General features: G+C 74.8%; 19 protein-coding genes and 1 pseudogene. 15 read left to right on the forward strand and 5 right to left on the reverse strand.

Annotated elements, in window-relative coordinates:
• The first annotated feature begins 143 nt into the window (after positions 1–143).
• Together DER29_RS07190 and DER29_RS07195 are read left to right on the forward strand one after the other, a co-directional pair.
• Positions 144–2,312 carry a serine/threonine-protein kinase gene (locus DER29_RS07190; protein ID WP_121396641.1) on the forward strand — a complete coding sequence of 723 codons (2,169 nt, stop codon included), beginning with the start codon at positions 144–146 and terminating at the stop codon, positions 2,310–2,312.
• Between the two features lie 48 nt (positions 2,313–2,360).
• Complete coding sequence (locus tag DER29_RS07195; RefSeq protein ID WP_121396642.1) at positions 2,361–4,085, forward strand: phospho-sugar mutase; 1,725 nt, start codon at positions 2,361–2,363, stop codon at positions 4,083–4,085.
• A gap of 216 nt (positions 4,086–4,301) precedes the next feature.
• On the opposite strand, the gene DER29_RS07200 is transcribed toward DER29_RS07195, so the two are convergent.
• Together DER29_RS07200 and upp are read right to left on the reverse strand one after the other, a co-directional pair.
• A complete protein-coding gene (locus DER29_RS07200) occupies positions 4,302–4,979 on the reverse strand; it encodes a GPP34 family phosphoprotein (protein ID WP_121396643.1) in 678 nt (225 codons plus the stop codon).
• A gap of 77 nt (positions 4,980–5,056) precedes the next feature.
• Entirely contained in the window at positions 5,057–5,689 is a 633-nt protein-coding gene (gene upp, locus DER29_RS07205) for a uracil phosphoribosyltransferase (protein WP_089002050.1), read from the reverse strand.
• 132 nt (positions 5,690–5,821) lie between these two features.
• Between upp and deoC the strand changes: the two genes are divergently transcribed.
• The 10 genes and pseudogenes from deoC to DER29_RS07255 all read left to right on the forward strand — a co-directional run bounded on the left by deoC (position 5,822) and on the right by DER29_RS07255 (position 17,294).
• Entirely contained in the window at positions 5,822–6,781 is a 960-nt protein-coding gene (gene deoC / locus DER29_RS07210; RefSeq protein WP_121396644.1) for a deoxyribose-phosphate aldolase, read from the forward strand.
• 6 nt (positions 6,782–6,787) lie between these two features.
• On the forward strand, positions 6,788–8,218 hold the full coding sequence (locus DER29_RS07215; RefSeq protein ID WP_121396645.1) for an aldehyde dehydrogenase family protein: 1,431 nt from the start codon (positions 6,788–6,790) through the stop codon (positions 8,216–8,218).
• A complete protein-coding gene (locus DER29_RS07220) occupies positions 8,211–9,035 on the forward strand; it encodes an aldehyde dehydrogenase family protein (protein WP_121396646.1) in 825 nt (274 codons plus the stop codon). Before DER29_RS07215 ends, DER29_RS07220 begins: the two co-directional genes overlap by 8 nt.
• A gap of 197 nt (positions 9,036–9,232) precedes the next feature.
• Positions 9,233–9,697, forward strand: a complete 465-nt coding sequence (locus tag DER29_RS07225; protein WP_121396647.1) for a BlaI/MecI/CopY family transcriptional regulator — start codon at positions 9,233–9,235, stop codon at positions 9,695–9,697.
• Positions 9,698–9,707: 10 nt separating this feature from the next.
• Positions 9,708–10,613, forward strand: a complete 906-nt coding sequence (locus tag DER29_RS07230; protein WP_121396648.1) for a M56 family metallopeptidase — start codon at positions 9,708–9,710, stop codon at positions 10,611–10,613.
• 259 nt (positions 10,614–10,872) lie between these two features.
• Positions 10,873–12,123 carry a cytochrome ubiquinol oxidase subunit I gene (locus tag DER29_RS07235; RefSeq protein WP_121396649.1) on the forward strand — a complete coding sequence of 417 codons (1,251 nt, stop codon included), beginning with the start codon at positions 10,873–10,875 and terminating at the stop codon, positions 12,121–12,123.
• 10 nt (positions 12,124–12,133) lie between these two features.
• Positions 12,134–13,141 (forward strand): cytochrome d ubiquinol oxidase subunit II, encoded by a 1,008-nt coding sequence (locus DER29_RS07240; protein WP_121396650.1) that lies wholly within the window; start codon positions 12,134–12,136, stop codon positions 13,139–13,141.
• Positions 13,138–14,814 carry a thiol reductant ABC exporter subunit CydD gene (cydD, locus tag DER29_RS07245; protein WP_121396651.1) on the forward strand — a complete coding sequence of 559 codons (1,677 nt, stop codon included), beginning with the start codon at positions 13,138–13,140 and terminating at the stop codon, positions 14,812–14,814. The genes DER29_RS07240 and cydD overlap by 4 nt, the downstream gene beginning before the upstream one ends.
• Positions 14,760–16,544, forward strand: a pseudogene (gene cydC, locus DER29_RS07250) (thiol reductant ABC exporter subunit CydC); the annotation flags it as partial. The gene cydD and the pseudogene cydC, both read left to right, overlap by 55 nt.
• A gap of 90 nt (positions 16,545–16,634) precedes the next feature.
• Complete coding sequence (locus tag DER29_RS07255) at positions 16,635–17,294, forward strand: permease prefix domain 1-containing protein (protein WP_121396653.1); 660 nt, start codon at positions 16,635–16,637, stop codon at positions 17,292–17,294.
• Positions 17,295–17,361: 67 nt separating this feature from the next.
• Here DER29_RS07255 and DER29_RS07260 read toward each other — a convergent pair whose 3' ends face one another.
• Positions 17,362–17,703, reverse strand: a complete 342-nt coding sequence (locus tag DER29_RS07260; protein WP_121396654.1) for a PadR family transcriptional regulator — start codon at positions 17,701–17,703, stop codon at positions 17,362–17,364.
• A gap of 117 nt (positions 17,704–17,820) precedes the next feature.
• Here DER29_RS07260 and DER29_RS07265 point away from each other — a divergent pair, with 117 nt between their 5' ends.
• The 3 genes from DER29_RS07265 (at position 17,821) to DER29_RS07275 (ending at position 22,726) form a co-directional block, all read left to right on the forward strand.
• Positions 17,821–18,771, forward strand: a complete 951-nt coding sequence (locus DER29_RS07265) for a DNA primase (protein ID WP_121396655.1) — start codon at positions 17,821–17,823, stop codon at positions 18,769–18,771.
• A 40-nt stretch (positions 18,772–18,811) separates the two neighbouring features.
• Positions 18,812–21,373 (forward strand): transposase, encoded by a 2,562-nt coding sequence (locus DER29_RS07270; RefSeq protein ID WP_121396656.1) that lies wholly within the window; start codon positions 18,812–18,814, stop codon positions 21,371–21,373.
• Positions 21,374–21,502: 129 nt separating this feature from the next.
• Entirely contained in the window at positions 21,503–22,726 is a 1,224-nt protein-coding gene (locus DER29_RS07275) for an ABC transporter substrate-binding protein (protein ID WP_121396657.1), read from the forward strand.
• Positions 22,727–22,803: 77 nt separating this feature from the next.
• On the opposite strand, the gene DER29_RS07280 is transcribed toward DER29_RS07275, so the two are convergent.
• Positions 22,804–23,397 carry an ATP/GTP-binding protein gene (locus DER29_RS07280; RefSeq protein WP_089002065.1) on the reverse strand — a complete coding sequence of 198 codons (594 nt, stop codon included), beginning with the start codon at positions 23,395–23,397 and terminating at the stop codon, positions 22,804–22,806.
• 1 nt (position 23,398) lies between these two features.
• Positions 23,399–23,776: a DUF742 domain-containing protein gene (locus DER29_RS07285; RefSeq protein ID WP_030329021.1), complete on the reverse strand. Its 378-nt coding sequence runs from the start codon at positions 23,774–23,776 to the stop codon at positions 23,399–23,401.
• Positions 23,777–23,867: the final 91 nt, after the last annotated feature.

The raw sequence follows: 23,867 nt of genomic DNA on the forward strand, positions 1-23,867 counted from the left end.
ACATCGACGAGAGGTGAACGTTCGGGTACGTACTGTCCAGTTCGGTAAACGTCCGCCGCGTCGGGTTTCGCATCGGGCGTCGGAACCAGCAAGATAGGGGGGTTGTGTCCCAGCCCCCCTCGAATTCCCCCGGTGGCTTTTCTGTGACTCAGATCCCGACGTGGAGCGGCGGACCAGTCAGTCCCCCCAACGGACGCGCGACGCCCGGCACGACGATCGGTGGCCGTTACTCGCTGCGTTCGGCGGTGGGCAACGGCGGCATGGGCACGGTCTGGCGTGCCACGGACACACTCCTGCGGCGGGACGTGGCCGTCAAGGAGGTCGTCCTGCCCCCGGGGCTGGCCCCGAGCGACCGCGACGCCATGTACGAGCGCACCCTGCGCGAGGCCCGCGCCGCCGCCGCGATCCAGCACCCGGCCGTCGTCCAGGTCTACGACGTGGTCACCGAGGGCGGCCGGCCGTGGATCGTGATGGAGCTGCTCGACGCCCGCAGCCTCGCCGACATGGTGATCGAGGACGGTCCGGTCGCGCAGCGGGTGGTCGCCAAGATCGGCATCGCGCTGCTCGGCGCGCTGGAGGTGGCGCACGCGATCGGCGTGCTGCACCGCGACGTCAAGCCGGCCAACGTGCTGATCTGCGCCGACGGGCGCTGCGTGCTCACCGACTTCGGCGTGGCCCGGATGCCCACCGACGTGCAGCTCACCACCCCCGGGATGGTGCTCGGCTCGCCGCACTTCATCTCCCCCGAGCGGGCGATGGGCCAGGAGTTCGGCCCGCCGAGCGACCTCTTCTCGCTGGGCGTCACGCTCTACACGGCGGTGGAGGGGCGGCCCCCGTTCGACAAGGGCGACCCGATCGAGACCATGCACGCAGTGGTCGAGGACCCGCCCGCCCCGCCGCAGCGCAGCGGGCCGCTGGCCCGGGTGCTGATGGGCCTGCTGGAGAAGGACCCGGCCCGCCGCCTCGACGTGCACACCGCCCGGGCCATGCTGCGCGAGCTGCTCGCCGGCCCGCTGACCAGCAACGCCGCCGCGGTGAACTCGGTGACCGACCCCTACTCGGTGGTGCCGGTGCAGCGGCCCGTGCCGACCCCGCCGGCCGCCGCGCCGGAGCAGCCGAAGCCGAGCGGGCAGATCGGCGGGCGGGCGATGCTCAATCCCGGCGAGTCGCTCACCGACCGGCTGGCGGCGCTGCGCCGGGGCGAGCGCCCCGCGCAGGCCGCGCTCCCCGCCAGCCCCGCCGCGATGGAGGACACCAGCGCCGACGCCCTGGCCGGGCCGCTGCACACCCCCACCGGCGCGATGCCGGCGCCGAGCGGGTCCACACCGGCCGGCCGCACCTACGGCGGCGCCGAGACGACCCAGCGGATGGCGTCCGGCGGGTCGGACGCCACCCAGCAGCTGCGGACCAACGCCGCCGGCCTGGTCGGCTTCAGCGGCCCGACCGAGGCGACCCAGCGGGTGAAGGCGGGCACGCCCACCTTCGGCACCCCGCCGGAGGCCACCCAGCGGGTGAGCGCCGGAACTCCCGTCTTCGGCGCACCGCCGCCGGAGGCGACCCAGCAGCTCGGCGGGACGTACGGCGGCGGCCAGTGGTCGGTGCCGGGCACCGGGCAGGCGTGGGCGACTCCCGCCACCGCGCCCGCCACGGGCGGCTCGGGCGGCGGCATCGGCGGTCGGGTCGGCGCCGTCGGCAACCAGCTCGTCGGCACGGTGAAGGGCTGGCCGCGCAAGGTGCAGCTCGCCGCCGCGGGCGGCCTGGCCGTGCTGCTGCTGATCGGGGCGGTCGTCCTGTTCACCGGCGGCGACGACCCGGCGCCGACCGTCCCGCAGGCCGCCCCGACCTCGCAGGCGCCGGCCGCCGGCGTACCCGAGATGAAGGAGCACGCCGGCAAGGGCGTGCGGGTCATGGTGCCGCAGGGCTGGGAGGTCAAGAGCGCCGGCAACTGGGTGGACTACGTCGACCCGGAGGACGAGGGCCGCAAGGTCCGGATCCTGGTGGAGGACTTCCGCACCAACTCGATGCGCTGGGCCGAGGTAGCCGAGGACGGCCTGAAGAACCGCTCCAAGTCCTGCGCCAAGCCGTACGCCCAGCTCGCCATGAACGAGGTGCAGTGGGTCGGCAAGTCGGCGGCCGAGTTCGAGTACACCTGCGGCGAGGGCGAGGCCAAGCGGCACGGCGTGTGGCGCGGCGTGGTCCACGAGGGCAAGGTCTACTCGTTCTATCTCACCTCGACCGACGCGAAGTTCGCCGACAGCAGGCCGATCTTCGACGAGATGGTGAAGTCGTTCCAGCTCACCGAGGCCGGCTGAGCCCCGGGGGAAGCGCGGTGGTGATCCGCCGGCGTGCTATCAAGAGACATGCCGGCGGAAACCACTGACATCGATGACATTCGCGAGCAAGCGCGGCGCTGGCTCGACGACGATCCCGACCCGGCCAGCCGGGAGGAGCTGCGGGCGGTGCTCGACCGCCTGCCGGCGAGCGCCCCGGAGCTGGCCGACCGGTTCGCCGGCCCGCTGACCTTCGGCACCGCCGGGCTGCGCGGCCCGCTGCGCGCCGGCCCCAACGGGATGAACCTCGCGGTGGTCACCCAGGCCGCCGCCGGGCTGGTCGGCTGGCTCGCCGCCCAGGGCGGCTCCGGCCCGCTGGTGATCGGGTACGACGCCCGGCACGGCTCCCGGGAGTTCGCCGAGCGCACCGCCCAGGTCGCCACCGGCGCGGGACGCCCGGCGCTGCTGCTGCCCCGCCCGCTGCCCACCCCCGTGCTCGCGTACGCGGTGCGCCACCTCGGGGCGGTCGCCGGGGTGATGGTGACGGCCAGCCACAACCCGCCGCAGGACAACGGCTACAAGGTCTACCTCGGAGCCGAGCTGGGCGGGGCGCTCGGCGCGGGCGCCCAGATCGTGCCGCCGGCGGACGCCGGCATCGAGGCCGCGATCCGGTCGGTCGGGCCGCTGGCCGAGGTGCCGCTCGGGCCGGCCGGGCAGGTGCTCGGCGACGACCTGGTGGCCTCCTACGTGGAGCGGGCCACCGCCGTGATCGACCCGGACGGGTCGCGTGACCTGGCGGTGGCGTACACGCCGCTGCACGGGGTGGGTGCGGCGGTGCTCACCGCGGCGTTCGCCCGGGCGGGCTTCCCCGTGCCCGGTGTGGTGCCCGAGCAGGCCGAGCCGGACCCGGCGTTCCCGACCGTCTCCTTCCCCAACCCGGAGGAACCGGGGGCCGTGGACCGGCTGGTCGCGCTGGCCGAGGCGACGGGCGCGGACATCGCCATCGCCAACGACCCGGACGCGGACCGCTGCGCGGTGGCCGTCCGGGACACCGGTCCGGCGGCGGGTACGGGGGCGGAGGTCGCCGGCCCGGCCCAGCCCGACGGGAACCCGCCCGGCTGGCGGATGCTGCGCGGCGACGAGGTGGGCGTGCTGCTGGCCGACCATCTCATGCGGCGCGGCGTGACCGGCCTGTACGCCACCACGATCGTGTCGTCGTCCCTGCTGCGGGCGATGTGTGCCGCCCGCGGCCTGCCGTACGACGAGACGCTGACCGGGTTCAAGTGGATCGTCCGGGCCGGCGGCGGGGCCGAGCCGCTGGTCTTCGGCTACGAGGAGGCGCTCGGCTACTGCGTCGCCCCCGAGCACGTACGCGACAAGGACGGCATCACCGCCGCGCTGACCGTGGCGGAGCTGGCCGCCGGGCTCAAGGCGCGGGGGCGCACCCTGACCGACCGGCTGGACGAGCTGGCCGCCGAGTTCGGCGTGCACCACACCGACCAGCTCTCGGTGCGGGTGGACGACCTGCGGGAGATCGCCGCCGCGATGGCCCGGATCCGGGCCGCCACCCCGACGACGCTGCTCGGACAGCCGGTCACCGAGGCGCAGGACCTGCTCCCCGAGGCGGACGTGGTGATCCTGCGTACCGGCGCCGCCCGGGTGGTGATCCGCCCCTCGGGCACCGAACCGAAGCTCAAGGCGTACCTGGAGGTGGTGGAGCCGGTGACGGACGGCGACGTAGCCGCGGCCCGCACCCGCGCAGGGGACGCGATCGCCACCCTCCGCACCGAGATGGCCAACGCCCTGGGCCTCTGACCATTAACCCCCATCCCCACCCACACCCCACCCCGCCTCCCCACCCTGTTGATCAAGAGGTTTGCGTTAGGGAATGCGTCTTCCCAGGACGCAAACCTCTTGATCAACAGGAGTCAGCGACCCGCCGTGGTCGGAGTCAGCGCCTGCGGCGGCCGGGGGCCGGGGCGGCAGCCGCCAGCAGCCGGTGGGCGGAGGGGGTGGGTCCAGCCGGGTGGGTCAGCGGCGGGGGCCCAGGGCGGCGTCGACGGCGCTGCCGAGGGCGGCCACGACGAGGCCGACCGAGGGACGGACCACGGAGTCGTCCAGGCTGACGGTGCCGGAGAAGCCGGCGCCGCCGGCGATCTCCTCCAGCCGCTGCCGGGCCTCCCGCGCCGCGTCACCGCTCAGGCCGAGCGCCGGCTCCATCCGCAGCACCGCGACCAGGGTCGCCAAAGCCGCCGTCCGCTCGTCGGGCAGTTCGCCGCTGGCCAGCGCCTCGGCGAGCCGGCGTCGGGTGTCCGCCTCGACGGCGGGGTCCACCGTCGGGTAGCGGTGCACGTGGATGAAGCCCAGCTCGGTCTCGTCGACGTCACGCACGACGCCCTGGGCGCACAGGTCACCGAGGATCTTGTCGCGCAGGCCGTGCCGCAGCCGCTGCACCCAGGACGAGGGGCTGTGCGGCGTGTCGGCGGCCATGCGGGCGAGGACCCCGTCGACGATCGGCTCGCCGGTGGGCGTCGGGTCGACCACCGTCAGGGACCCCTCGGAATACACGATCCGGCCGGCCAGGGCCAGTTCGATCAGCACCGCGGCGGCCATCCCCAGGTCGAGGCTGATCCGCGGCATGGTCGCCTTGCCGGTCTCGTCGTCGTACGCGAGGAGAAGCAGCTCTTCGGCGAGCGCAACACCAGTCATGGCCGGAGACGGTAGCGGCTGCGCGCATCCCGCGCACGGACTCGCGCACGGATTCACGCGCAGCCGCGCGACGGACCTCAGAAGCGGGGCATGCCACCGAACTGGCGGTCGCCGGCGTCGCCGAGCCCCGGCACGATGAACATGCGGTCGTTGAGCCCCTCGTCGATCGAGGCGGTGACCAGGCGCAGCGGCAGGCCGGAGCGCTCCAGCCGCTCGATGCCGACGGGCGCGGCGAGCACGCAGAGCACGGTGATGTCGGTGCAGCCGCGGTCGGCCAGCAGCCGGCAGCAGTGCTCCAGCGAGCCGCCGGTGGCGAGCATCGGGTCGAGCACCAGCACCGGCAGGCCGCTGAGGTCGCGCGGCAGCGACTCCATGTAGGCGCGCGGTTCGTACGTCTCCTCGTCGCGGGCCAGGCCGACGAAGCCCATCGAGGACTCCGGCAGCAGGCCGAGCGCCGCGTCGGCCATGCCCAGGCCGGCCCGCAGCACCGGCACGAGCAGCGGCGGGTTGGCCAGCCGGGTGCCCTCGGTGCCGGTGACGGGGGTCTGCACCGGGTACTTCTCGACGGGGAACGAGCGCGCGGCCTCGTACACCAGCATGGTGGTGAGTTCGTGCAGCGCCGCCCGGAACGAGGAGGAGTCGGTGCGCGCGTCCCGCATGGCGGTCAGCCGCGACTGGGCGAGCGGATGGTCAATGACGTGTACGTCCACGATCGCTCAACCTACCGGTCCACCCGTCGCGGCACTGCGGGTGCGGCCGGACGGGCGACCTCGCTCACCACCGAGCCGCCGACGGTGCGGTGACCAAGATCACTGTCCGGCCGGGTGCGTAGACTTCGGGGCATGACGGCGACAGCGACGTCGGCCCGGTCGGAGCTCTCCGAGTTGGGACGATCCGAGACCGCTCTGCGGACCTTCCTGCACGGCCTGCCCGGCGTGGATCAGGTCGGCGCGGAGCAGCGGGCGGCACAGCTCGGCACCCGCTCCATCAAGACCACCGCCAAGGCCCAGGCCATCGACCTGGCGATCCGGATGGTCGACCTGACCACCCTCGAAGGGGCGGACACCCCGGGCAAGGTGCGGGCCCTCGCGGCCAAGGCGCTGCGCCCCGATCCGGCCGACCCGTCCTGCCCGCACGTGGGTGCGGTCTGCGTCTACCCCTCGATGGTGCCCCACGTGGCCGAGGTGCTGCGCGGCTCGGGCGTGCACCTGGCCAGCGTGGCGACCGCCTTCCCGTCGGGCCAGGCCCCGCTGGAGGTCAAGCTCGCCGACACCCGGGCCGCCGTGGCGGCCGGCGCCGACGAGATCGACATGGTGATCAACCGGGGCGCCTTCCTCGCCGGCCGCTACCAGGAGGTCTACGACGAGATCGTGGCCATTAAGGAGGCCTGTGGCGACGCCCACCTAAAGGTCATCCTGGAGACCGGCGAGCTGGCCACGTACGACAACGTGCGGCGCGCCTCCTGGCTGGCGATGCTGGCCGGCGGCGACTTCATCAAGACCTCCACCGGCAAGGTTCCGGTCGCGGCCACTCCGCCGGTGACCCTGGTGATGCTGGAGGCGGTGCGCGACTTCCGGGCCGCCACCGGGCGGCAGGTCGGCGTGAAGCCGGCCGGCGGCATCAAGACCACCAAGGACGCGATCAAGTACCTGGTGATGGTCAACGAGACCGTCGGCCCGGACTGGCTGGACCCGGACTGGTTCCGGTTCGGCGCGTCCAGCCTGCTCAACGACCTGCTCATGCAGCGCACCAAGCTGACGACCGGCACCTACTCCGGTCCCGACTACTTCACCCTGGACTGAGAGCCGATGTTCGAATACGCACCCGCCCCCGAGTCTCGCTCGGTGGTGGATCTCAAGGCCTCCTACGGGCTCTTCGTCGACGGTGAGTTCGTCGACCCCACCGACGGCGGCACGTTCAAGACGGTCAACCCCGCCTCCGAGGAGGTGCTGGCCGAGGTCGCCGAGGCCGGCGCGCAGGACGTGGAGCGCGCCGTCCGCGCCGCCCGCCAGGCGTACGAGAAGGTCTGGGGCCCGATGTCGGGCCGGGACCGGGCGAAGTACCTCTTCCGGATCGCCCGGATCATCCAGGAGCGCTCCCGCGAGCTGGCCGTGCTGGAGTCCCTGGACAACGGCAAGCCGATCAAGGAGTCGCGCGACGTCGACCTGCCCCTGGTCGCCGCGCACTTCTTCTACTACGCGGGCTGGGCCGACAAGCTCCCGTACGCCGGCTTCGGCCCCGATCCGAAGCCGCTGGGCGTGGCCGCGCAGGTCATCCCGTGGAACTTCCCGCTGCTGATGCTGGCGTGGAAGATCGCCCCGGCGCTGGCCGCCGGCAACACGGTGGTGCTGAAGCCGGCCGAGACGACCCCGCTGACCGCGCTGCTCTTCGCCGAGATCTGCCAGCAGGCAGACCTGCCCGCCGGCGTGGTCAACATCGTCACCGGCGCCGGCGAGACCGGCCGCGCGCTGGTCGAGCACCCGGGCGTGGACAAGGTCGCCTTCACCGGTTCGACCGAGGTGGGCCGGGCCATCGCCCGCGCCGTGGCCGGCACCCGCAAGAAGCTCACCCTGGAGCTGGGCGGCAAGGCGGCCAACATCGTCTTCGACGACGCCCCCGTCGACCAGGCCGTCGAGGGCATCGTCAACGGGATCTTCTTCAACCAGGGGCACGTCTGCTGCGCCGGCTCCCGGCTGCTGATCCAGGAGAACGTCGCCGACCGGGTGCTGGAGTCGCTGAAGCGGCGGATGGCCCAGCTGCGCGTCGGCGACCCGCTGGACAAGAACACCGACATCGGCGCGATCAACTCGGCCGCGCAGCTGGCGCGGATCCGGGAGCTGTCCGACGCCGGCTCCGCCGAGGGCGCCGAGCGCTGGTCGCCGCCGTGCGAGCTGCCGGAGCGCGGCTTCTGGTTCGCGCCGACGATCTTCACCGGGGTCACCCAGGCGCACCGGATCGCCCGCGAGGAGATCTTCGGCCCGGTGCTGTCCGTGCTGACGTTCCGCACCCCGGCGGAGGCCGTCGAGAAGGCCAACAACACGCCGTACGGGCTGTCGGCCGGGATCTGGACCGACAAGGGCTCCCGGATCCTGTGGATGGCCGACCGGCTGCGCGCCGGGGTGGTCTGGGCCAACACGTTCAACAAGTTCGACCCCACCTCGCCGTTCGGCGGCTACAAGGAGTCGGGCTACGGTCGCGAGGGCGGCCGGCACGGGCTGGAGGGCTACCTCAATGTCTGAGCGGGTCGCGGTACGCAAGACGTACAAGCTCTTCATCGGCGGGAAGTTCCCGCGCAGCGAGTCGGGACGGTCGTATCTCGTGCAGGACTCCAACGTGTCGCTGGCCTCCCGCAAGGACGCGCGGGACGCCGTCGTCGCCGCCCGCGCCGCCGTGAAGGGCTGGGCCGGGGCGACCGCGTACAACCGGGGTCAGATCCTCTACCGGGTCGCCGAGATGCTGGAGGGCCGGCGCGAGCAGTTCGTCGCCCTCGGCGTGCCCGGCGACGAGGTCGACGCGGCCGTGGACCGCTGGGTCTGGTACGCCGGCTGGTCCGACAAGCTCCCCCAGGTGTACGGCGGCGCCAACCCGGTCGCCGGGCCGTACTTCAACCTGTCGGCGCCCGAGCCGACCGGCGTGGTGGCCGTGGTCGCCCCCGAGTCCCCGGCGCTGCTCGGCCTGGTCAGCGTGATCGCCCCGGCGATCGTCACCGGCAACACCGTGGTGGTGGCGACCTCGCCGACGCAGCCCCTGGCGGCGGTGACCCTGGCGGAGGTGCTGGCCACCTCCGACCTGCCCGGCGGCGTGGTCAACCTGCTCACCGGCCGGATCGCCGAGACCGTGCCGGCGCTGGCCGCCCACATGGACGTCAACGCCATCGACCTGACCGGGGTGGCCGACGCCGAGCTGGCGACGGAGCTGGAGATCAAGGCGGCGCAGAACCTCAAGCGGGTGCTCCGGCCGGCCCCGGCCGACCACGACTGGTCCGCCGACCCGGGCATCACCCGGATGACCACCCTGCTGGAGACGAAGACGGTCTGGCACCCCAAGGGGGTGTAACTGTTCGCTGTCCTGGGGTTTTCCGGGGAGCCCCGCCCGCTCCGGGCGGTCAGGCTTGATCCCTGCGCGGGCGGGGCTCCCCGAAAACCGTCCGTGGACAGGTTCGTCGTGGGAAAGCTCAGCTCTCAGGTGCTGCCTCGGGTGGGCTGCTGTGGTGCGGGGCGGGGCGGGTCTACTACCGGGGGTAGGATTGCGGCGTGACTCGGCTTGGTGATCTCGAACGTGCGGTGATGGACGTCTTGTGGGACTCGGTCCCGGGCACGTCGGACGGGATCACCGTGCGCGAGGTCGCCGACGCGTTGGACGGCCGCGAGCTGGCGTACACGACGGTGATGACCGTGCTCGACCGGCTCGCCGGCAAGGACATGGTGCAGCGCGAGCGGGAGGGGCGGGCCTGGCGCTACCGGGCCGCCGCCAGCCGCGAGCAGTACATCGCCCAGCTCATGCTCGACGCCCTCGACCTCGGCGGCAGCCGGGACGCCGCGCTGGTGCGCTTCGCCCGCTCGGTGACCGGCACCGAGGCCGAGGTGCTGCGCGCCGCCCTCGGGGCCGAGGCCGAAGGGGCCGGGCACGACGGGGACGCGCTGACCGGTCGCGTCGAGGCGCCGTCGGTCGACGGGGTCGGCCGACCGCCCCGGGCCGACAAGGCAACGGACCGGTAGGGCGGCGGTCGTGGCGTACGCCCTGCACTTCGCCGCGTCGATGCTGGCCTGCTGGCTGACCGCGCAGGTGCTGGCCCGCTCCACCTGGACGTGGCGCAGCCCCCGGGTCGCGATCGTCTGCTGGCAGGCGGTCGGGCTGGCCCTCGGGCTCTCCGCCATGGGCGTGCCGATGGCGCTGGGCCTGTCCGCGTACGACCGCCCGACCGGCAGCGCGCTGGTCGCCCTCGCCACCGACCTCGCCCACGGCACCCTGCCCGTCGGGCTGGGCGCGCCGCACCTGGCCGCCGTCGGGGTGGGCTTCGGCATCGGCGCGGTCCTGCTGACCACGACCGTCCGCAGCATCCACGGCACCGTACGCGCCCAGCGCCGGCACCGGGACCTGCTCGCCCTGGTCGCCCGCCGGGACCCGACGGTGCCCGGGGCGCTGGTGCTCGACCACCCGAGCGCGGCGGCGTACTGCCTGCCCGGGATGAAGCCCCGGGTGGTGGTCAGCGCGGGCACGCTCGACCTGCTGGACAGCGCCGAGTTGGCGGCCGTGCTCGCCCACGAGCGGGCGCACGCCCAGGAACGGCACGACCTGGTGCTGCTGCCGTTCACCGCGCTCAGCCGGGCGCTGCCCTGGTTCGCCTGGGTCCGCGACGCGCACGACCGGGTCGCCCTGCTGGTCGAGATGCGGGCCGACGACAAGGCCCGGGAGGCGCACGCCGACGCCCCGCTGGCCGGTGCGCTGCGCCGGTTCGCCGCGGCCGGCAACCGGGTCACTCCGGCCGGCACGCTCGGGCTGGGCGACCGGGACCTCGACGTCCGGGTGCAGCGGCTCCTGGTCGCCGACCGGCCGCCCCGGCTGCTCGGGGCCGCCGCGCTGGCCGTGGCGACCAACGTGGCCGCCCTGCCGGTCTCCCTCTTCCTGAGCTGACCGGGCAGGCCCACCGGCGGCGCCCGAGGACCTTCCGGAACGCCCTCTCCCGCACGGTGGAGTTACCGCCGCGTGGATCGTCTCCGGACATGCTGGGGCCGGACCGCCCGCGTACGCGACCCGCCCGGCGCCCCCACCCTCCCCCACAGCTACTACAACTCGTCGTAGCATCGTCTACGACGGGCCATAGTAGATATGCGTAGGGAACCTACGTGTAGGCTCGCTACGACAAGTGAGCCAACCGTACGGAGAGCCGGCCATGGACACCCTGCTCCTCGCCCGCCTGCAGTTCGCCACCACCACCTCGATCCACTTCCTCTTCGTGGCGGTGACCCTCGGCCTCGTGACCCTGCTGGTCGGTCTCCAGACCGCCTGGGTGATCACGAACAAACCGGTCTACGAGCGGCTGACCCGCTTCTGGGGCCAGCTCTACGTCATCAACTACGTGCTCGGCATCGCCACCGGCATCGTGATGGAGTTCCAGTTCGGGCTGAACTGGAGCGGGCTGTCGCGCTACGTCGGCAACGTCTTCGGTGCGCCGCTGGCCATCGAGACGCTTGTCGCCTTCTTCCTGGAGTCGACGTTCCTCGGCATGTGGATCTTCGGCTGGCACCGGCTGCGTCGGGGCGTCCACCTCGCCCTGCTCTGGGGCGTCGCGATCACCGCGTACGCCTCGGCCTTCTGGATCATGGTGGCGAACTCCTGGTTGCAGAACCCGGTCGGCTACGAGGTACGCGACGGGGTCGCGCACCTCACCGACTTCTCCGCGCTGCTGGACAATCCCACCTTCCGCGTGGCCTTCGGGCACGTCGTCACGGCGGCGCTGCTCGTCGGCGGAATGCTGATGGCGGCGGTCAGCGCGTGGCACCTGGTCCGGCGCACCGACGACTTCGCGCTGCACCGCAAGGGGCTACGCATCGGCCTGATCACCTCGGCGGTGGCGATCTTCTTCGTGCAGGGCTTCGGCTTCGCCCAGTTCTTCGCGATCAGCGACGTGCAGCCCACCAAGTTCGGCGACGACCCCGCCGCCGCTCCGCTGATCGCCGACTGGACCGCCCGGTTCGGCCCCGGCGACTACACCCCGCCGGCCCTCGCCGACGTCGGCCTCGGTTTCATGATCCTCATCGGCTTCACCCTCGGCCTGCTCTGGCTGATGCTCCCGCTGCTCTGGCGGGACTGGGTGATCCGGCTGCGCGTCCCGCTGTGGATCCTCCAGTTCGCCCTGCCGCTGCCGTTCGTCGCGATGATCCTCGGCTGGATCGCCCGCGAGGTCGGCCGCCAGCCCTGGGCCGCGTACGGGCTGCTGCCCGTGGACCAGGCGGTGTCGCCGGTCAGCCCCTGGCTGATGCTCACCTCGCTGATCGGCTTCAGCCTGCTGCTCGGCGCCCTCGCCGTCACCAACTGGGTGCTGCTGGCCCGGCACGCCGCCCGGGGCGCGCACGACCCGGCCCTGGGTCGGCAACCTGACCAGCCGCCGGCCGACCCCCACCCCGAGCCCGCCTTCGCCTGAGGAGACGACAGTGGAACTCGCCTGGTACGCCCTGCTCGGCCTCTTCTTCGCCGTCTACCTGGTGCTCGGCGGCTACGACTACGGCGTCGGCCTGCTGCTCGCCCGGGGCGCCGACCCCGCCCGCCGCCGCGCCGCACTCAACGCGGTCGGCCCGTTCTTCCTCGGCAACGAGGTCTGGCTGGTGGCCGCCGTCGGCATCCTGTTCGGCGCCTTCCCGGTGCTCGAGGGGGAACTGCTCTCCGGCTTCTACCCGGCGGTGCTCGGCGCGTTGACCGGGGTCGTCCTGGTGACCGCCGGCGTGCAGCTGCGCAGCCGCCCCGACGGGCAGCGGGCCCGCGCCTGGTGGGACCGGGTCGTGGTCGTCGGCAGCGTGCTCGCCGCGCTCGGCTGGGGCGCCGTGCTGGCCGGGCTGCTCCAGGGCGTACCGCTGCGGGCCGACGGCCACGTCGCCGGGGTGACCCACCTCTTCACCCCGTTCGTGGCCGCCGCCGGGCTCGCCGTCGTCGCGCTGGTCGCGCTGCACGGTGCGACCTTCCTCACGCTCCGGCTGCCCGCCGCCGACGCCGCGCCGGTCGGGCGACTGGCCGCCCGGCTCGTCCCGGTGGCGCTGGCCACCGTCGGCGCGGCCACCGTCCTGGGCCTGCTCTCCGCCGACGTACGCGCCGCCGCACGGCAGCCGGTGGTGGGCGTACTGCTGCTGTCGTTGCTGGTCGCGGCGCTGCTGACGGCCCGGGCGGCGCTCGCCCGGCGGCGGCCGGGGCTGGCCTTCGCCGCCACCTGCGCGTCCCTGGCGCTGCCGGTGGCACTGGCCGGCGCGACCATCTGGCCCTACGCGCTGGTCTCCACGGTCGACCCGGGCGCGTCACTGACCGTGGCCGACGCGGCGGCGAGCACACCCACGCTGCGGCTGCTCGGCTGGGTGACGCTGCCGCTCCTGCCGGCCCTACTAGGCTTTCAGGCGATGTGCTGGTGGGTGTTCCGGGGACGGACCGACGGCAGGGCACCGGTGTACTGGTGAACCGCCGTCCCTTCGACCCGCGTCTGCTGCGTCGGGTCCCGGGGGCCCGACGCGACCTCGCCGTGCTCACGCTGCTCGGCGTGCTGGCCGCGGGGCTGGTCGTCGCGCAGGCCACGGCGCTGGCCGCGCTGCTGGCGACCGCGTTCGAAGGACGGCTCGACCGGCCCGCGCTGGCCGGCTTCGCCGCCGCGGTGGCGGCCCGATCGCTGCTGGTCTGGGCGCAGGGCACGGTGTCGGCGCGGGTCGCGGCGACGGTCAAGGCGGCGCTGCGGGCCGACCTGCTCGGGGCGGTCGGCCGGCACGGCCCCGGCTGGGTCGCGGGTCAGCGCGCCGGGCAGCTCGCCACGCTGACCGGGCGCGGGCTGGACGCGCTGGACGCCTACTTCACCGGCTACCTGCCGCAGCTGGTGCTCAGCGTCACCGTGCCGCTCGCCGTACTGGCCCGGATCTTCGTCGCCGACTGGAGCTCGGCGCTGATCATCGCGGTCACCCTGCCGCTGATCCCCATCTTCGGCGCGCTGCTCGGCTGGCAGGCGCAGGCCGCCACCGAGCGACAGTGGCGGCGGCTCTCCCTGCTCGGCGGGCACTTCCTCGACATGGTCGCCGGGCTGCCCACACTGCGCGCCTTCGGCCGGGCCCGGGCGCAGACCGAAGTGGTCCGCCGGATGGCCGACGGCCACCGGGCCGCGACCATGAAGACGCTGCGGATCGCGTTCCTGTCCGCCCTGGTGCTGGAGCTGGTCGCCACCCTCTCGGTGGCGCTGGTCGCCGTGCCGGTCGGCGTGCGGCTGCTCGGCGGCGGGCTGACCCTCCAGACCGCGCTGCTGGTGCTGCTGCTCACCCCCGAGGCGTACCTGCCGCTGCGGGCGGCCGGCGCCCGGTTCCACGCCAGCATGGAGGGGCTCACCGCGCTGGACGAGGCGCTGACCCTGTCGGCCGCCGCCCCCGCGCCGACGCCCGGCGCGGGCGCGGCCGTCCCCGACGGCCGCGGCGAGCTCCGGTTCGAGGCGGTGACCGTGGCGTACGAGCGGACCACCGCCCTGCGCGACGTCACGCTGACCATCCGGCCGGGCGAGCGCGTCGCCGTGATCGGGCCGAGCGGCGCCGGCAAGAGCACCCTGCTCGGCCTGCTGCTCGGCTTCGTCACCCCGACCGCCGGCCGGGTCACCGTGGGCGGGGTGGACCTGGCCGACGCCGACGCCGACGGCTGGCGCCACCAGGTGGCCTGGGTGCCGCAGCGGGCCCACCTCTTCGCCGCCTCGCTGGCCGACAACATCCGGCTCGGCGCCCCCGACACCCCGGACGCCGCGCTCGCCACGGCGGTCCACGACGCCGCCCTGGACGACGTGGTCGCCGGGCTGCCCGACGGGCTCGCCACCGTCCTCGGCGAACGCGGGCACGGCCTCTCCAGCGGGCAGCGGCAGCGGGTCGCGCTGGCCCGCGCGTTCCTGCGGGACGCGCCCGTGGTGCTGCTCGACGAGCCGACCGCCCGGCTGGACACCGCCGCCGAGGCGGTCGTCCTCGACGCCACCCGCCGGCTGGTGGCCGGGCGGACGGCGCTGCTGGTGGCGCACCGGCCGGCGCTGCTCGCCGACGCGGACCGGATCCTGCGCATCGAGGACGGCCGGGTCACCGAGCTGACGCCCACGGCGGCCGGGGAGGCGACCCGATGACCGCCGAGCGGGCCGTGCTGCGGCTGGCCCGGCCGTACCTGAACCGGCTGCTCGGCGCGGGGCTGCTCGCCGCCGCCACCGAGTTCGCCGGCCTCGCCCTGATGGCCACCGCGACCTGGCTGCTGATGAGCGCCGCCGGCCAACCCCCGTTGGACCGCCTCACCGTGGCGATCGTGGCGGTCCGGGCGCTCGCGATCAGCCGGGGCGTGCTGCGCTACACCGAACGGCTCGCCGGGCACGACGCCGTGCTGCGGCTGATCACCGACGTCCGCGCCCGGGTCTTCGGCACCCTCGCCGCCCGCCCGACGGCACGGCAGCGCTCCGGCGACGCGCTGAGCCGGCTCGTCTCCGACGTGGAGGCCGTCCAGGACCTGCTGCTGCGGGTGCTGGTGCCGGCCTCGGCGGCGGCGCTGGTCAGCGTGCTCGCGGTCGGCGGGGCGGCGCTGATGTCGCCGGCCGCCGCCGGGGTGCTCGCGGTCGGGCTGCTGGTCGCCGGGGTGGCGCTGCCCGCGCTGGCCACCGCGCTGACCCGGCGCGCCGCCGCCGAACTGGCGCCGCTGCGCGGCGCCCTCGCCACCGACGCGGTCGACCTCACCCACGGCGCCGCCGACCTGGCCGCGTTCGGCGCCACCGGGCACGCGCTCGAGGCGGCCGGGGTACGGGCCCGACGGCTGGCCCGGTTGGAGCGGCGGCTGGCCGCCACGGGCTTCGCGGTCGACGCGGCCGGGGTGCTGGTGGCGGGGCTTACCGCCGGTGCGGTGGTGCTCGCCGCGCTCGCCGACGACGTGGACGGGGTGCTGGTCGGCGTCCTGGCGGTCGGCACGCTCGCCGCCGTCGAGATCGCGCTGGCGCTGGTCGGGGCCGCCCGGCAGTGGACCCAGCTGCGCACCGGCCTGACCCGGGTCGCCGCCCTGCTGGACGCCCCGGCCGGTCCGGCCACCTCCGACGGCGCGGAGGTCGGCCCCGGGCCGTACGACGTCCGGTTCGAGGCGGTCACCGTCCGGTACCGGGAGGGCGCCCCGCCCGCCCTGGACGGGTTCAGCCTGGACCTGCCGCCCGGCCGCCGGGTCGCGGTGGTCGGGCCCAGCGGCGCCGGCAAGAGCACCCTGGCCGCCGTCCTCACCGGCGCGGTGCGCCCCGCGCACGGACGGGTCGCCCTCGACGGGCGGGAGCTGTCGGCGTACCGGGCCGACGACCTGCCGCGCGCCGTCGGGGGACTGCTCGCCGAGGCGTACGTCTTCCACGCCTCGGTGCGGGAGAACCTGCTGCTCGGGCGGCCCGCCGCCGGCGAGGAGGAGCTGGCGGCGGCGACCGCGGCGGCCGGGCTGCTGGACTGGGTACGCGAGCAGCCCGACGGCTGGGACACCGTGGTCGGCGAGGAGGGCGGCCAGCTCTCCGGCGGTCAGCGGCAGCGGCTCGCGCTGGCCCGGGCGCTGCTCGCGGCGCCGGGTGTGCTGGTGCTCGACGAGCCGACCGAGGGGCTCGATCCCGCCGCCGCCGACGCGGTGCTCGCCTCCGCGCTGGCGGCCACCCCGACCGGGCACTCCGTGCTGCTGATCAGCCACCGGCTCAGCGGGCTCGCCGAGCTGGACGAGATCGTGGTCCTGGACGGCGGGCGGGTGGCCCAGCGCGGCCGGCACGCGGAGCTGGTCGCCGCCCCCGGCTGGTACCGGGACCAGTGGCTGATCCAGGAGGCCGCCGAACGCGGATACCTGGCGCTGCGCCCCTGACCCCGCCCGCCCGTCGCGCCCGCCCGGTTCCGGGTCGGGCCAGGGTTGTCCCCGAGGATGTCCGGCGGCGGCCCGTGACAGGGTGGGGCCATGCGGGGCGAGGACGACGCGACGATGGTGGAGGAACGGCTGCGGGAGCTGGGCGCGCACCTGCGGGGCTCGCGCCGGCTGAAGTCCGACCTGCTAACCGAGGCACGGCACGGGCTGCTGGACGCCGTCGACGCGTACCGGGCGGACGGGCTGCCGGCGACGGAGGCGCAGCGCCGGGCGGTGGCCGAGTTCGGCTCCCCGGCACAGCTCGCCCCGACCTACCAGGCGGAGCTGGTGGCGGGCGCGCTGCGCGGGCTGTCGCTACGGGTCATCGCGCTCGCCACGGTCGCGTTCGTCGCCGGCGACCTCACCTGGCAGGGGTCGAGCTGGGGCGGATCCCCGCCGCCGGCCGGCTACCAGGTGCTGTCGGCGTCGGTGGGCTGGGTCTGGGCGGCGGCGTTCGTGCTGGCCGCGGCGGGGCTGCTGCTGGCCGGCCGCTCGGCGCTGCGCGGCGGTGCCGCCGACCGGGCGGTGGGGGCGGCCCTCACCGGGGTCCTCGCCCTCGGCGTACTGACCGGCTCGGCCCTCTTCGCGTGGTCGATCGGCCTCTGGGAGGCCGCGCTCACCTGGCCCCCCATGATGATCGGTGCGACGGTGGCCGCCGCCGGCTATCTCTGGCTCGGCCGGGCCGCCCGCACCTGGCTGCTCGCCGCCCGCTGATCCCCGCCGTGGGTCGGCTCCACCGCCGTGGCCGCCCTCCGCCAGGCGGCACCACCGGCGGTCCCGGTCAGGCCGGCGCGGCCGGCGGGGAGTCGGTGTCGAGGAACCGGCCGACGGTGGAGCGGAACTCGTGCCACCCGGACCGCTCGCCGGCCAGCGCCCGCCGGCCCTCGTCGGTGAGTTGGTACGTCCGCCGTTCCCGCCCGTTGACGGTGCTCCAGGTGCTGGCCACGTGGCCGGCCCGCTCCAGGCGGCGCAGCGCGGGATAGATGGTGCCGGTCGGCAGGTCGAGCTGCCCGTCGCTGCGGTTGCGCAGCGCCTCGATGATCGCGTAGCCGTGCAGCGAACCCTGCTCGAGCACCGCGAGCAGCAGCGCGTCGAGGTGTCCGTGCAGCGCCTGGGCCTTCATGTGTAGCAACGCTACTTGTCGGCGGCCCGCGCCGCCACCGGGGTGCGGGCACGGTCTCCCGGAGACGCCCACTAGGGTATGTGCCCAGAGTCACTCGCCGGCGGCGGACGCCGGCGGGTGGGCAACCCGAAGCACACGGAGGTCAGCGTGGCCCGCCAGTCGCCCCAACGGCCCGACGCCGACGAGCCCGAGCTCGACGACGCCGACGCCCCGGCCGAGTCCGGCACCGCAACCGTCTCGGCCGAGGCCGCCCGCGCCCTCTGGGACGAGCTGCGGATCGACCCGGTGGAGATCGCGCTGCCCGCCGGCACCGGCTACACCCTGCGGGCCTACCGGCCGGCGCGGGAGCTGACCCCCACCGACGTCGCCGAGCGCGACCAGGACGACCCGTTCCTGGCCCGTCGCCAGGTGACGGAGGTCGACGAGGAGGACGACGACGAGGCCGTCGTCATCCTCGACGAGGAGGTCGCCCAGGAGTTCGCCGAGAGCGACGAGGAGGAGGCCAAGGGCCGCCGCCGCGACGCGACCGACGACGAGGACGGCGAGACCGCCGCCGAGGAAGACGAGGACGAGGCGGGCGACGAGGAGGTGCCGGTCTTCCTCAGCCACCGCGGAAGACTGCTGCTCTTCAAGACGCCCGAGTCGCTTGTCAGTTTCATCCGTTCCGGGGCACCCAACGACCTGTCTCAGCTGGACAGTTGGAATGAACTGTCCGAACGGGTGGAGCCGGCCGACATCGCGCCGCTCGACGAGGACATCTACGAGCTCGACCTGGTGGTGGAGAACCTCCGCGGCGGGCACGACACCTGGGACCCGACGCTGCTCATCGAGGCCGGCGAGGTGGCCCGCGACCTGGCGTACGCGCTGCGGCTGCCCGCGGTGCTGGACATGCTCTCCGCCGGCTCCAGCCTCGACGACCTGGACGAGGCGCTGCGCGCCACGGTCGACGGCGGCGTCGGCGGGTTCTTCGGTCGGCGCCGCCTGAAGAAAATCGGGGCACAAACCGCAAGTCTGGGTTGGCGCACCATTGTCGGGAAGATCTCTGCGACGGTGGACTGGCGCGACTGACCCTTTACGGGGAGCATCAGTCTCTGGCAGTGAAAGCCTTGTGTCCCGGGAGGAGGACGACGCCGTGGCGCTCGTGCGCGTGTACTGCGGTCTGGCCTCGGCGGATCCGGCCGACCGACCGGTCTCGGCCGGTTCGACGCTGACGTCCGCTGTGGTCGACGACGCAGGCCGTCTGCTGCATGTCTGCGAGATCGGCGACGACCCCGCTGGCTACGCCCAGCTGGTCGCGCTGCTCGTGGAGCGGTCGGGCGGGCCGAGCGGTGCGGCCATCGCCGCCGACAGCGACGACCACACGGTCACCTCGCTGCTCAGCGCCGCCGGGCGTCCACTGGCGATCGCCGACGACGACTCCGTCGACGACTTCGCCGAGCGCTTCGCCGACGACGACTCCCTGGAGGAGATGCAGTCGCCCCCGGCCGAGCGGCGCGCCGTCGGCCTGGCCCGCGCCCTGCAGGCCGGCGCCCTCTCCGCCGTCACCCTCCCGGCCCCCCGGGACCTCGCCGGCTACAAGCAGGTCCTCGCCGCGCACGCCGCCCTGTCCAGCGGCCGGCACTCCGCCGCCGTCGCGCTGCGGGAGGTGCTCCGCGAGCTCTACCCGGCCGCGTTGCGGGCGTACCCGGACCCGGCCGAGCCGGTCTCGCTGGCCGTGCTGGACGCCTTGCCCGAGCCCGGGATGCTCAGCGGCACCGTGGGACGCGGCGACGACGCCCCGGTCGCCGCCGAGGCGGTCGCGGCGCGTCTCGCCGCCGACGGGGTCGCCGACGCCGACGAACTCACCTCAGCGGTGACCGCCCTGCGGGTGGCCATCAGCGAGACACCCCGGCGCGCCACCGTCAACCGCGCCCTCACGTCCGCCGTGGCGGACACCGTGCGGCAGGCGGTCGCCTCCGTCCGGGCCTGCGACGCAGGCTGTCAGGCGCTGGTCGGCGCGCTCAACGACCGGGTCGGCGCGCCCGCCACCCCGGCCCCCGGGCGCCGCGCCGCGATCCGACACGGCGAATCCCTCGGCGACGCGCCCGGCCACACCCCCACCGGCGGTGCGCTGCCCGGCCTCAGCCCCACCGGCGGTGGCCTGCGTGCCCTCCGGCCCGCCGAGCCCGAGCCCGCCCCGGGCGGTGGCCGCCGCAGCCGGCCCGAGCCCGCCTCCGGCGCGACGCCGCCCCCGGCCCCCCGGCCGCTCGGCCCGCCGCCGGTCGCACCCGCCCCCGTCGCCCCGCCGCCGGTCGCGCCGATGCCGGTGACGCCGGCCGCGGTCGCCGGTCCCCCGGTCTCCGCGCCCCCGGCACGACCCGGATCGCTGCCGAGCCGCATCGACGGCCCGACCAACCGCCCGGTGTCCGCGCCGCCGCCTCCGCCGCCCGGCATCACCCCCATCGCTCCGGCGCAGCGGGGCACGGTGCCGCCGGCCGAGGCGGGAGAGCCGTTCCGCCCCACCCTGACCACCGCGGCGATCCAGAACGCCCGCGCGGAGCGCCAGCGCACCGTGATCCCGCCCCGCCCGAAGACCAACGGCGAGTCGGCCACGCCCACGGGCGGCTTCAGCGCCACCGACCTCAGCGTTCCCGTGCCCACGCCACGCCCCGGCCAGGAAACCACCTCCCCGGCCGCCCGGGCGGAGCCCGCTCCCCCCGGATCCCGGGCGAACTGGCCGCTGGTCAACAACCCGGAGGACCCGGCCGACAGTTCCGCCAAGAACCCGGTCGCCAACTCCTACGGCGACCGCGGCGGGCGCGGCGTCGACGCCCCGACCGATCCGGGGGCGGAGCGCCGGGTCACCCCGCCGTGGCTGGCCGACGACCTGCCCCAGGAGCCTCCGGTGCTGCGGCTGGTCGAGCCGCCGCCGCTGGCCGACCGCGCGCTGCGTGGCGGGACGGGCCCGGCCGCCGACGCCCAGCCCGAGACGCCCCCGCTGCGGCTGGTCGACCGCGAGGAGGCCGCCCGCAGTGGCCGGTCCGCCCCTCGTGAGGAGCGGCCGCCGACCGAGTACCGACCGGCACCGCGCGACGAGCGGCCCGCGGCCGAGTACCGACCGGCAGCGCGCGACGAGCGACCCGCGCCCCGCGAGGAGCGACCGGCGGCCGAGTACCGGCCGGCACCGCGCGACGAGCGGCCGGCAGCCGAGTACCGGCCGGCGCCCCCGATGGAGCGCCGCCCGCCACCCGTGTCCGACGAGGGCGACGGCGACCTGCTGATCTTCGCCCAGGCCAAGTCCGCCTGGTTCGTGGGGCACGACGACGAGTCCGACCTGGAGTGGTCCACCACGGCCGACACCGGCTGGCAGGCGGCCGAGCAGGCCGCCCGCCCGGCGGTCGGCGCCGAGACCCCGGCGGGGCTGCCGAAGCGGGTCCCCCAGGCCAACCTCGTCCCCGGCTCACCGCTGCGCGACGAGCGGCCACTGCGGATCGTCCGCGACGCGGCGAGCCTCGCCGAGAACACCACCGGCTACTTCCGCGGCTGGCGCCGGGGGCAGGAGATCGGCGGGTTCGCGGTCGGCGGCCGACCCGGTCGGGAGGCCGCCGGCGGCTGGGACTTCACCCGCGACACGGGTGACCGCGACGACGACCGGGAATACGAGTACCGCTCCGCCGGCTACCGCTCCTGACCGCCCGGAAACCGCCTCCCACCTGCGTGTTCCTGCCCACACCCGGATAATTTGACGCCACGTCGCGGCGGCCGGGAGCATACCGGCGGAACAGCCGGCGGCAGGGGTCGCCGGCTGGGAAGGCGACTCATGGCGACATCGGCGAACGGCCCCTCCGTGTTCACCCGTCGGGGCCTGCTGGCCGCGACGGTCGGCACGCTCCTGCTCAGCGCCTGCGGGCGCGACGAGGCGGGCGGGGGCGATCGCGCCACGACGGTCGCGCCGGGCGGTCAGGAACTGCTGGTCGGGGTCAGCCTGGAGCTGACCGGTCCCGGCGCCGCGCTCGGCGTCCTCCAGCAGCGGGCGCTGGAGATCACCCTCGAATCGCTCAACGCCAAGGGCGTGCCGATCGGCAACCTCCGCCGGGCCGTACGGCTGGAGGTGCGGGACAACGCCGGCGACCCCGCGCTGGCGGCCCGGCAGGCCACCGCACTGGCCCGCGAGGGCGGCGTGCACGCCCTGGTCGGCGGCACCGTGTCCGAGACCTCGATGGCCCTGGCCGGGGTGGCGCAGAAGGAGCGGGTGCCGTTCCTCTCACTCGCCTTCGGCGACGGGATCGTGCTGCCGCTGGCGCAGCGGACGTACGTCTTCAAGATGACTCCGGACGCCGGCGACATGGCCCGGCGGCTCGCCCGGCTCATCGCCTCGCAGCGGCTCTCCCGGGTGGCGCTGCTGGCCGCGGACGGCCTGCACGGCGACTCCGGCGTACGGGCCATGACAGGGGCCCTGCGTACGGCCGGGGTGGCGACGAGCACCACCACCCGGCTGCCCCGCACCGGCGCGGACCTCCGCGGGGCGGCCCGCGCGGCGACGGGTTCCCGCCCCGACGGGGTGGTGGTGTGGGCGACCGCCCCGGACTCGGCCGCCGCAGTCGGCGCGCTGCGCCGGGCCGGCTACGACGGGCCGGTGTTCCTCGACGCGGGCGCGGTCGCCGAGCAGACCCTGGAGGGCGGCAACGCGGCCCTCATGGAGGGCGCGTACGCCGTCCACCCGACCTCGCTGGGCGGGGCGATGCTCGCCAACACCACCATGTCGGCGCTGGACCGCAAGGAGTTCGTCTACCGCTACGTCCAGCTGCACGGCGGGTTCAGCGGCTTCGCCCCGTACGCGTCCGACGCGGTGCAGCTGGTCGCCGACGCGGCGCGGCTGTCCACCAGCGTCGACCGTGGACGGATCCGGGCGTTCCTGCAGAACCAGGTCACCGAGGGGATGGCGGGGATGTACTCCTTCACCCCCATCCGGCACGGCGGCATGGACCAGGGCTCGTTGGGCGTCTACACCGTCAGCGCGGGTGCCTGGACGCGGGTGTCCTGACCCCGCGCCGCCGTGGCGCGGGCAGCGACCAGCGCCCGGTGGCGGCCGAGGCCGTCACCGGACGGGGGTCGCGTCGATCAGGCCGGCGCCACGGCGCGCGAGCGCCGCATGGTCAGCACGTACTCGACCAGCGAGATCAGCACGTGCTTCGTCGACTCCCGGTTACGGGCGTCGCAGGCCACCACCGGCACGTCGCCGGAGATCGCGAGCGCGTCCCGGACGTCCTGCGGGTCGTGGTACTGCATCCCGTCGAAGCAGTTGATGGCCACCAGGTACGGCAGCCGCCGGTGCTCGAAGAAGTCGATCGCCGCGAAGCAGTCGGCCAGCCGGCGGGTGTCCACCAGCACGACCGCGCCGATCGCGCCGCGGACCAACTCGTCCCACATGAACCAGAACCGGGTCTGACCCGGCGTACCGAACAGGTACAGGATCAGGTCACGGTCGATCGAGATGCGGCCGAAGTCCATCGCCACCGTGGTCGTCGTCTTGCCCGGCACCTGCCGGGTGTCGTCGACGCCCACGCCGGCGGAGGTCATGATGGCCTCGGTCGTCAGCGGCGTGATCTCCGAGACCGAGCCGACCAGCGTCGTCTTGCCGACGCCGAATCCACCGGCGATAACGATCTTCGCCGACGTCACGCGCCCACTCGGGGTCGGCGGGCGGTGCGACATGTCAGAGCCTGCGAAGTCCACTCAGCACCCTCTCCAGCAGTTCAGTGCCCACCGCGTCGTCCGAGTCGTCCAGAATGGTCGGCTCGTGGACCGCGACCAGGCCGTCCGTCGCCATGTCGGCGATGAGCACCCGGGCCACACCGAGCGGAAGCTGCATCCGCGCCGCGATCTCGGCGAGCGACTGCACACGTCCGTCACACAGCGCAGCGATGTACTGGTGCTCGCGGCCCTGACCGCCGTTGCCATTGGCAGCGGCGCGGCCGCGCACCGTCGTCTCGACGAGCGCCTCCAGCGCGATGTCGAGGCGCGGGCGGGTACGACCACGGGTAACGGCGTATGGACGGACCAACGCTCCGGTCGGTTCGTCACGATCGGCCATCTCGCCGCTCACCTCCCTCGCACCCTGCACCGGCTCCGGTGGAGCCCGTCGTCGTTGTCGTTGTCACCCCGCCGACCTCACGGGTCAACGG

It is taken from the genome of Micromonospora sp. M71_S20 (assembly GCF_003664255.1).
Lineage (GTDB): Bacteria > Actinomycetota > Actinomycetes > Mycobacteriales > Micromonosporaceae > Micromonospora.

Coding starts and splice junctions, on each gene's coding strand:
- DER29_RS07280 (WP_089002065.1), bottom strand. CDS start 23,397: ATGTCGCACCGCCCGCCGACCCCGAGTGGGCGCGTGACGTCGGCGAAG.
- DER29_RS07220 (WP_121396646.1), top strand. CDS start 8,211: ATGTCTGAGCGGGTCGCGGTACGCAAGACGTACAAGCTCTTCATCGGC.
- DER29_RS07200 (WP_121396643.1), bottom strand. CDS start 4,979: ATGACTGGTGTTGCGCTCGCCGAAGAGCTGCTTCTCCTCGCGTACGAC.
- DER29_RS07195 (WP_121396642.1), top strand. CDS start 2,361: ATGCCGGCGGAAACCACTGACATCGATGACATTCGCGAGCAAGCGCGG.
- DER29_RS07275 (WP_121396657.1), top strand. CDS start 21,503: ATGGCGACATCGGCGAACGGCCCCTCCGTGTTCACCCGTCGGGGCCTG.
- DER29_RS07285 (WP_030329021.1), bottom strand. CDS start 23,776: ATGGCCGATCGTGACGAACCGACCGGAGCGTTGGTCCGTCCATACGCC.
- DER29_RS07235 (WP_121396649.1), top strand. CDS start 10,873: ATGGACACCCTGCTCCTCGCCCGCCTGCAGTTCGCCACCACCACCTCG.
- DER29_RS07215 (WP_121396645.1), top strand. CDS start 6,788: ATGTTCGAATACGCACCCGCCCCCGAGTCTCGCTCGGTGGTGGATCTC.
- deoC (WP_121396644.1), top strand. CDS start 5,822: ATGACGGCGACAGCGACGTCGGCCCGGTCGGAGCTCTCCGAGTTGGGA.
- DER29_RS07255 (WP_121396653.1), top strand. CDS start 16,635: ATGCGGGGCGAGGACGACGCGACGATGGTGGAGGAACGGCTGCGGGAG.
- DER29_RS07260 (WP_121396654.1), bottom strand. CDS start 17,703: ATGAAGGCCCAGGCGCTGCACGGACACCTCGACGCGCTGCTGCTCGCG.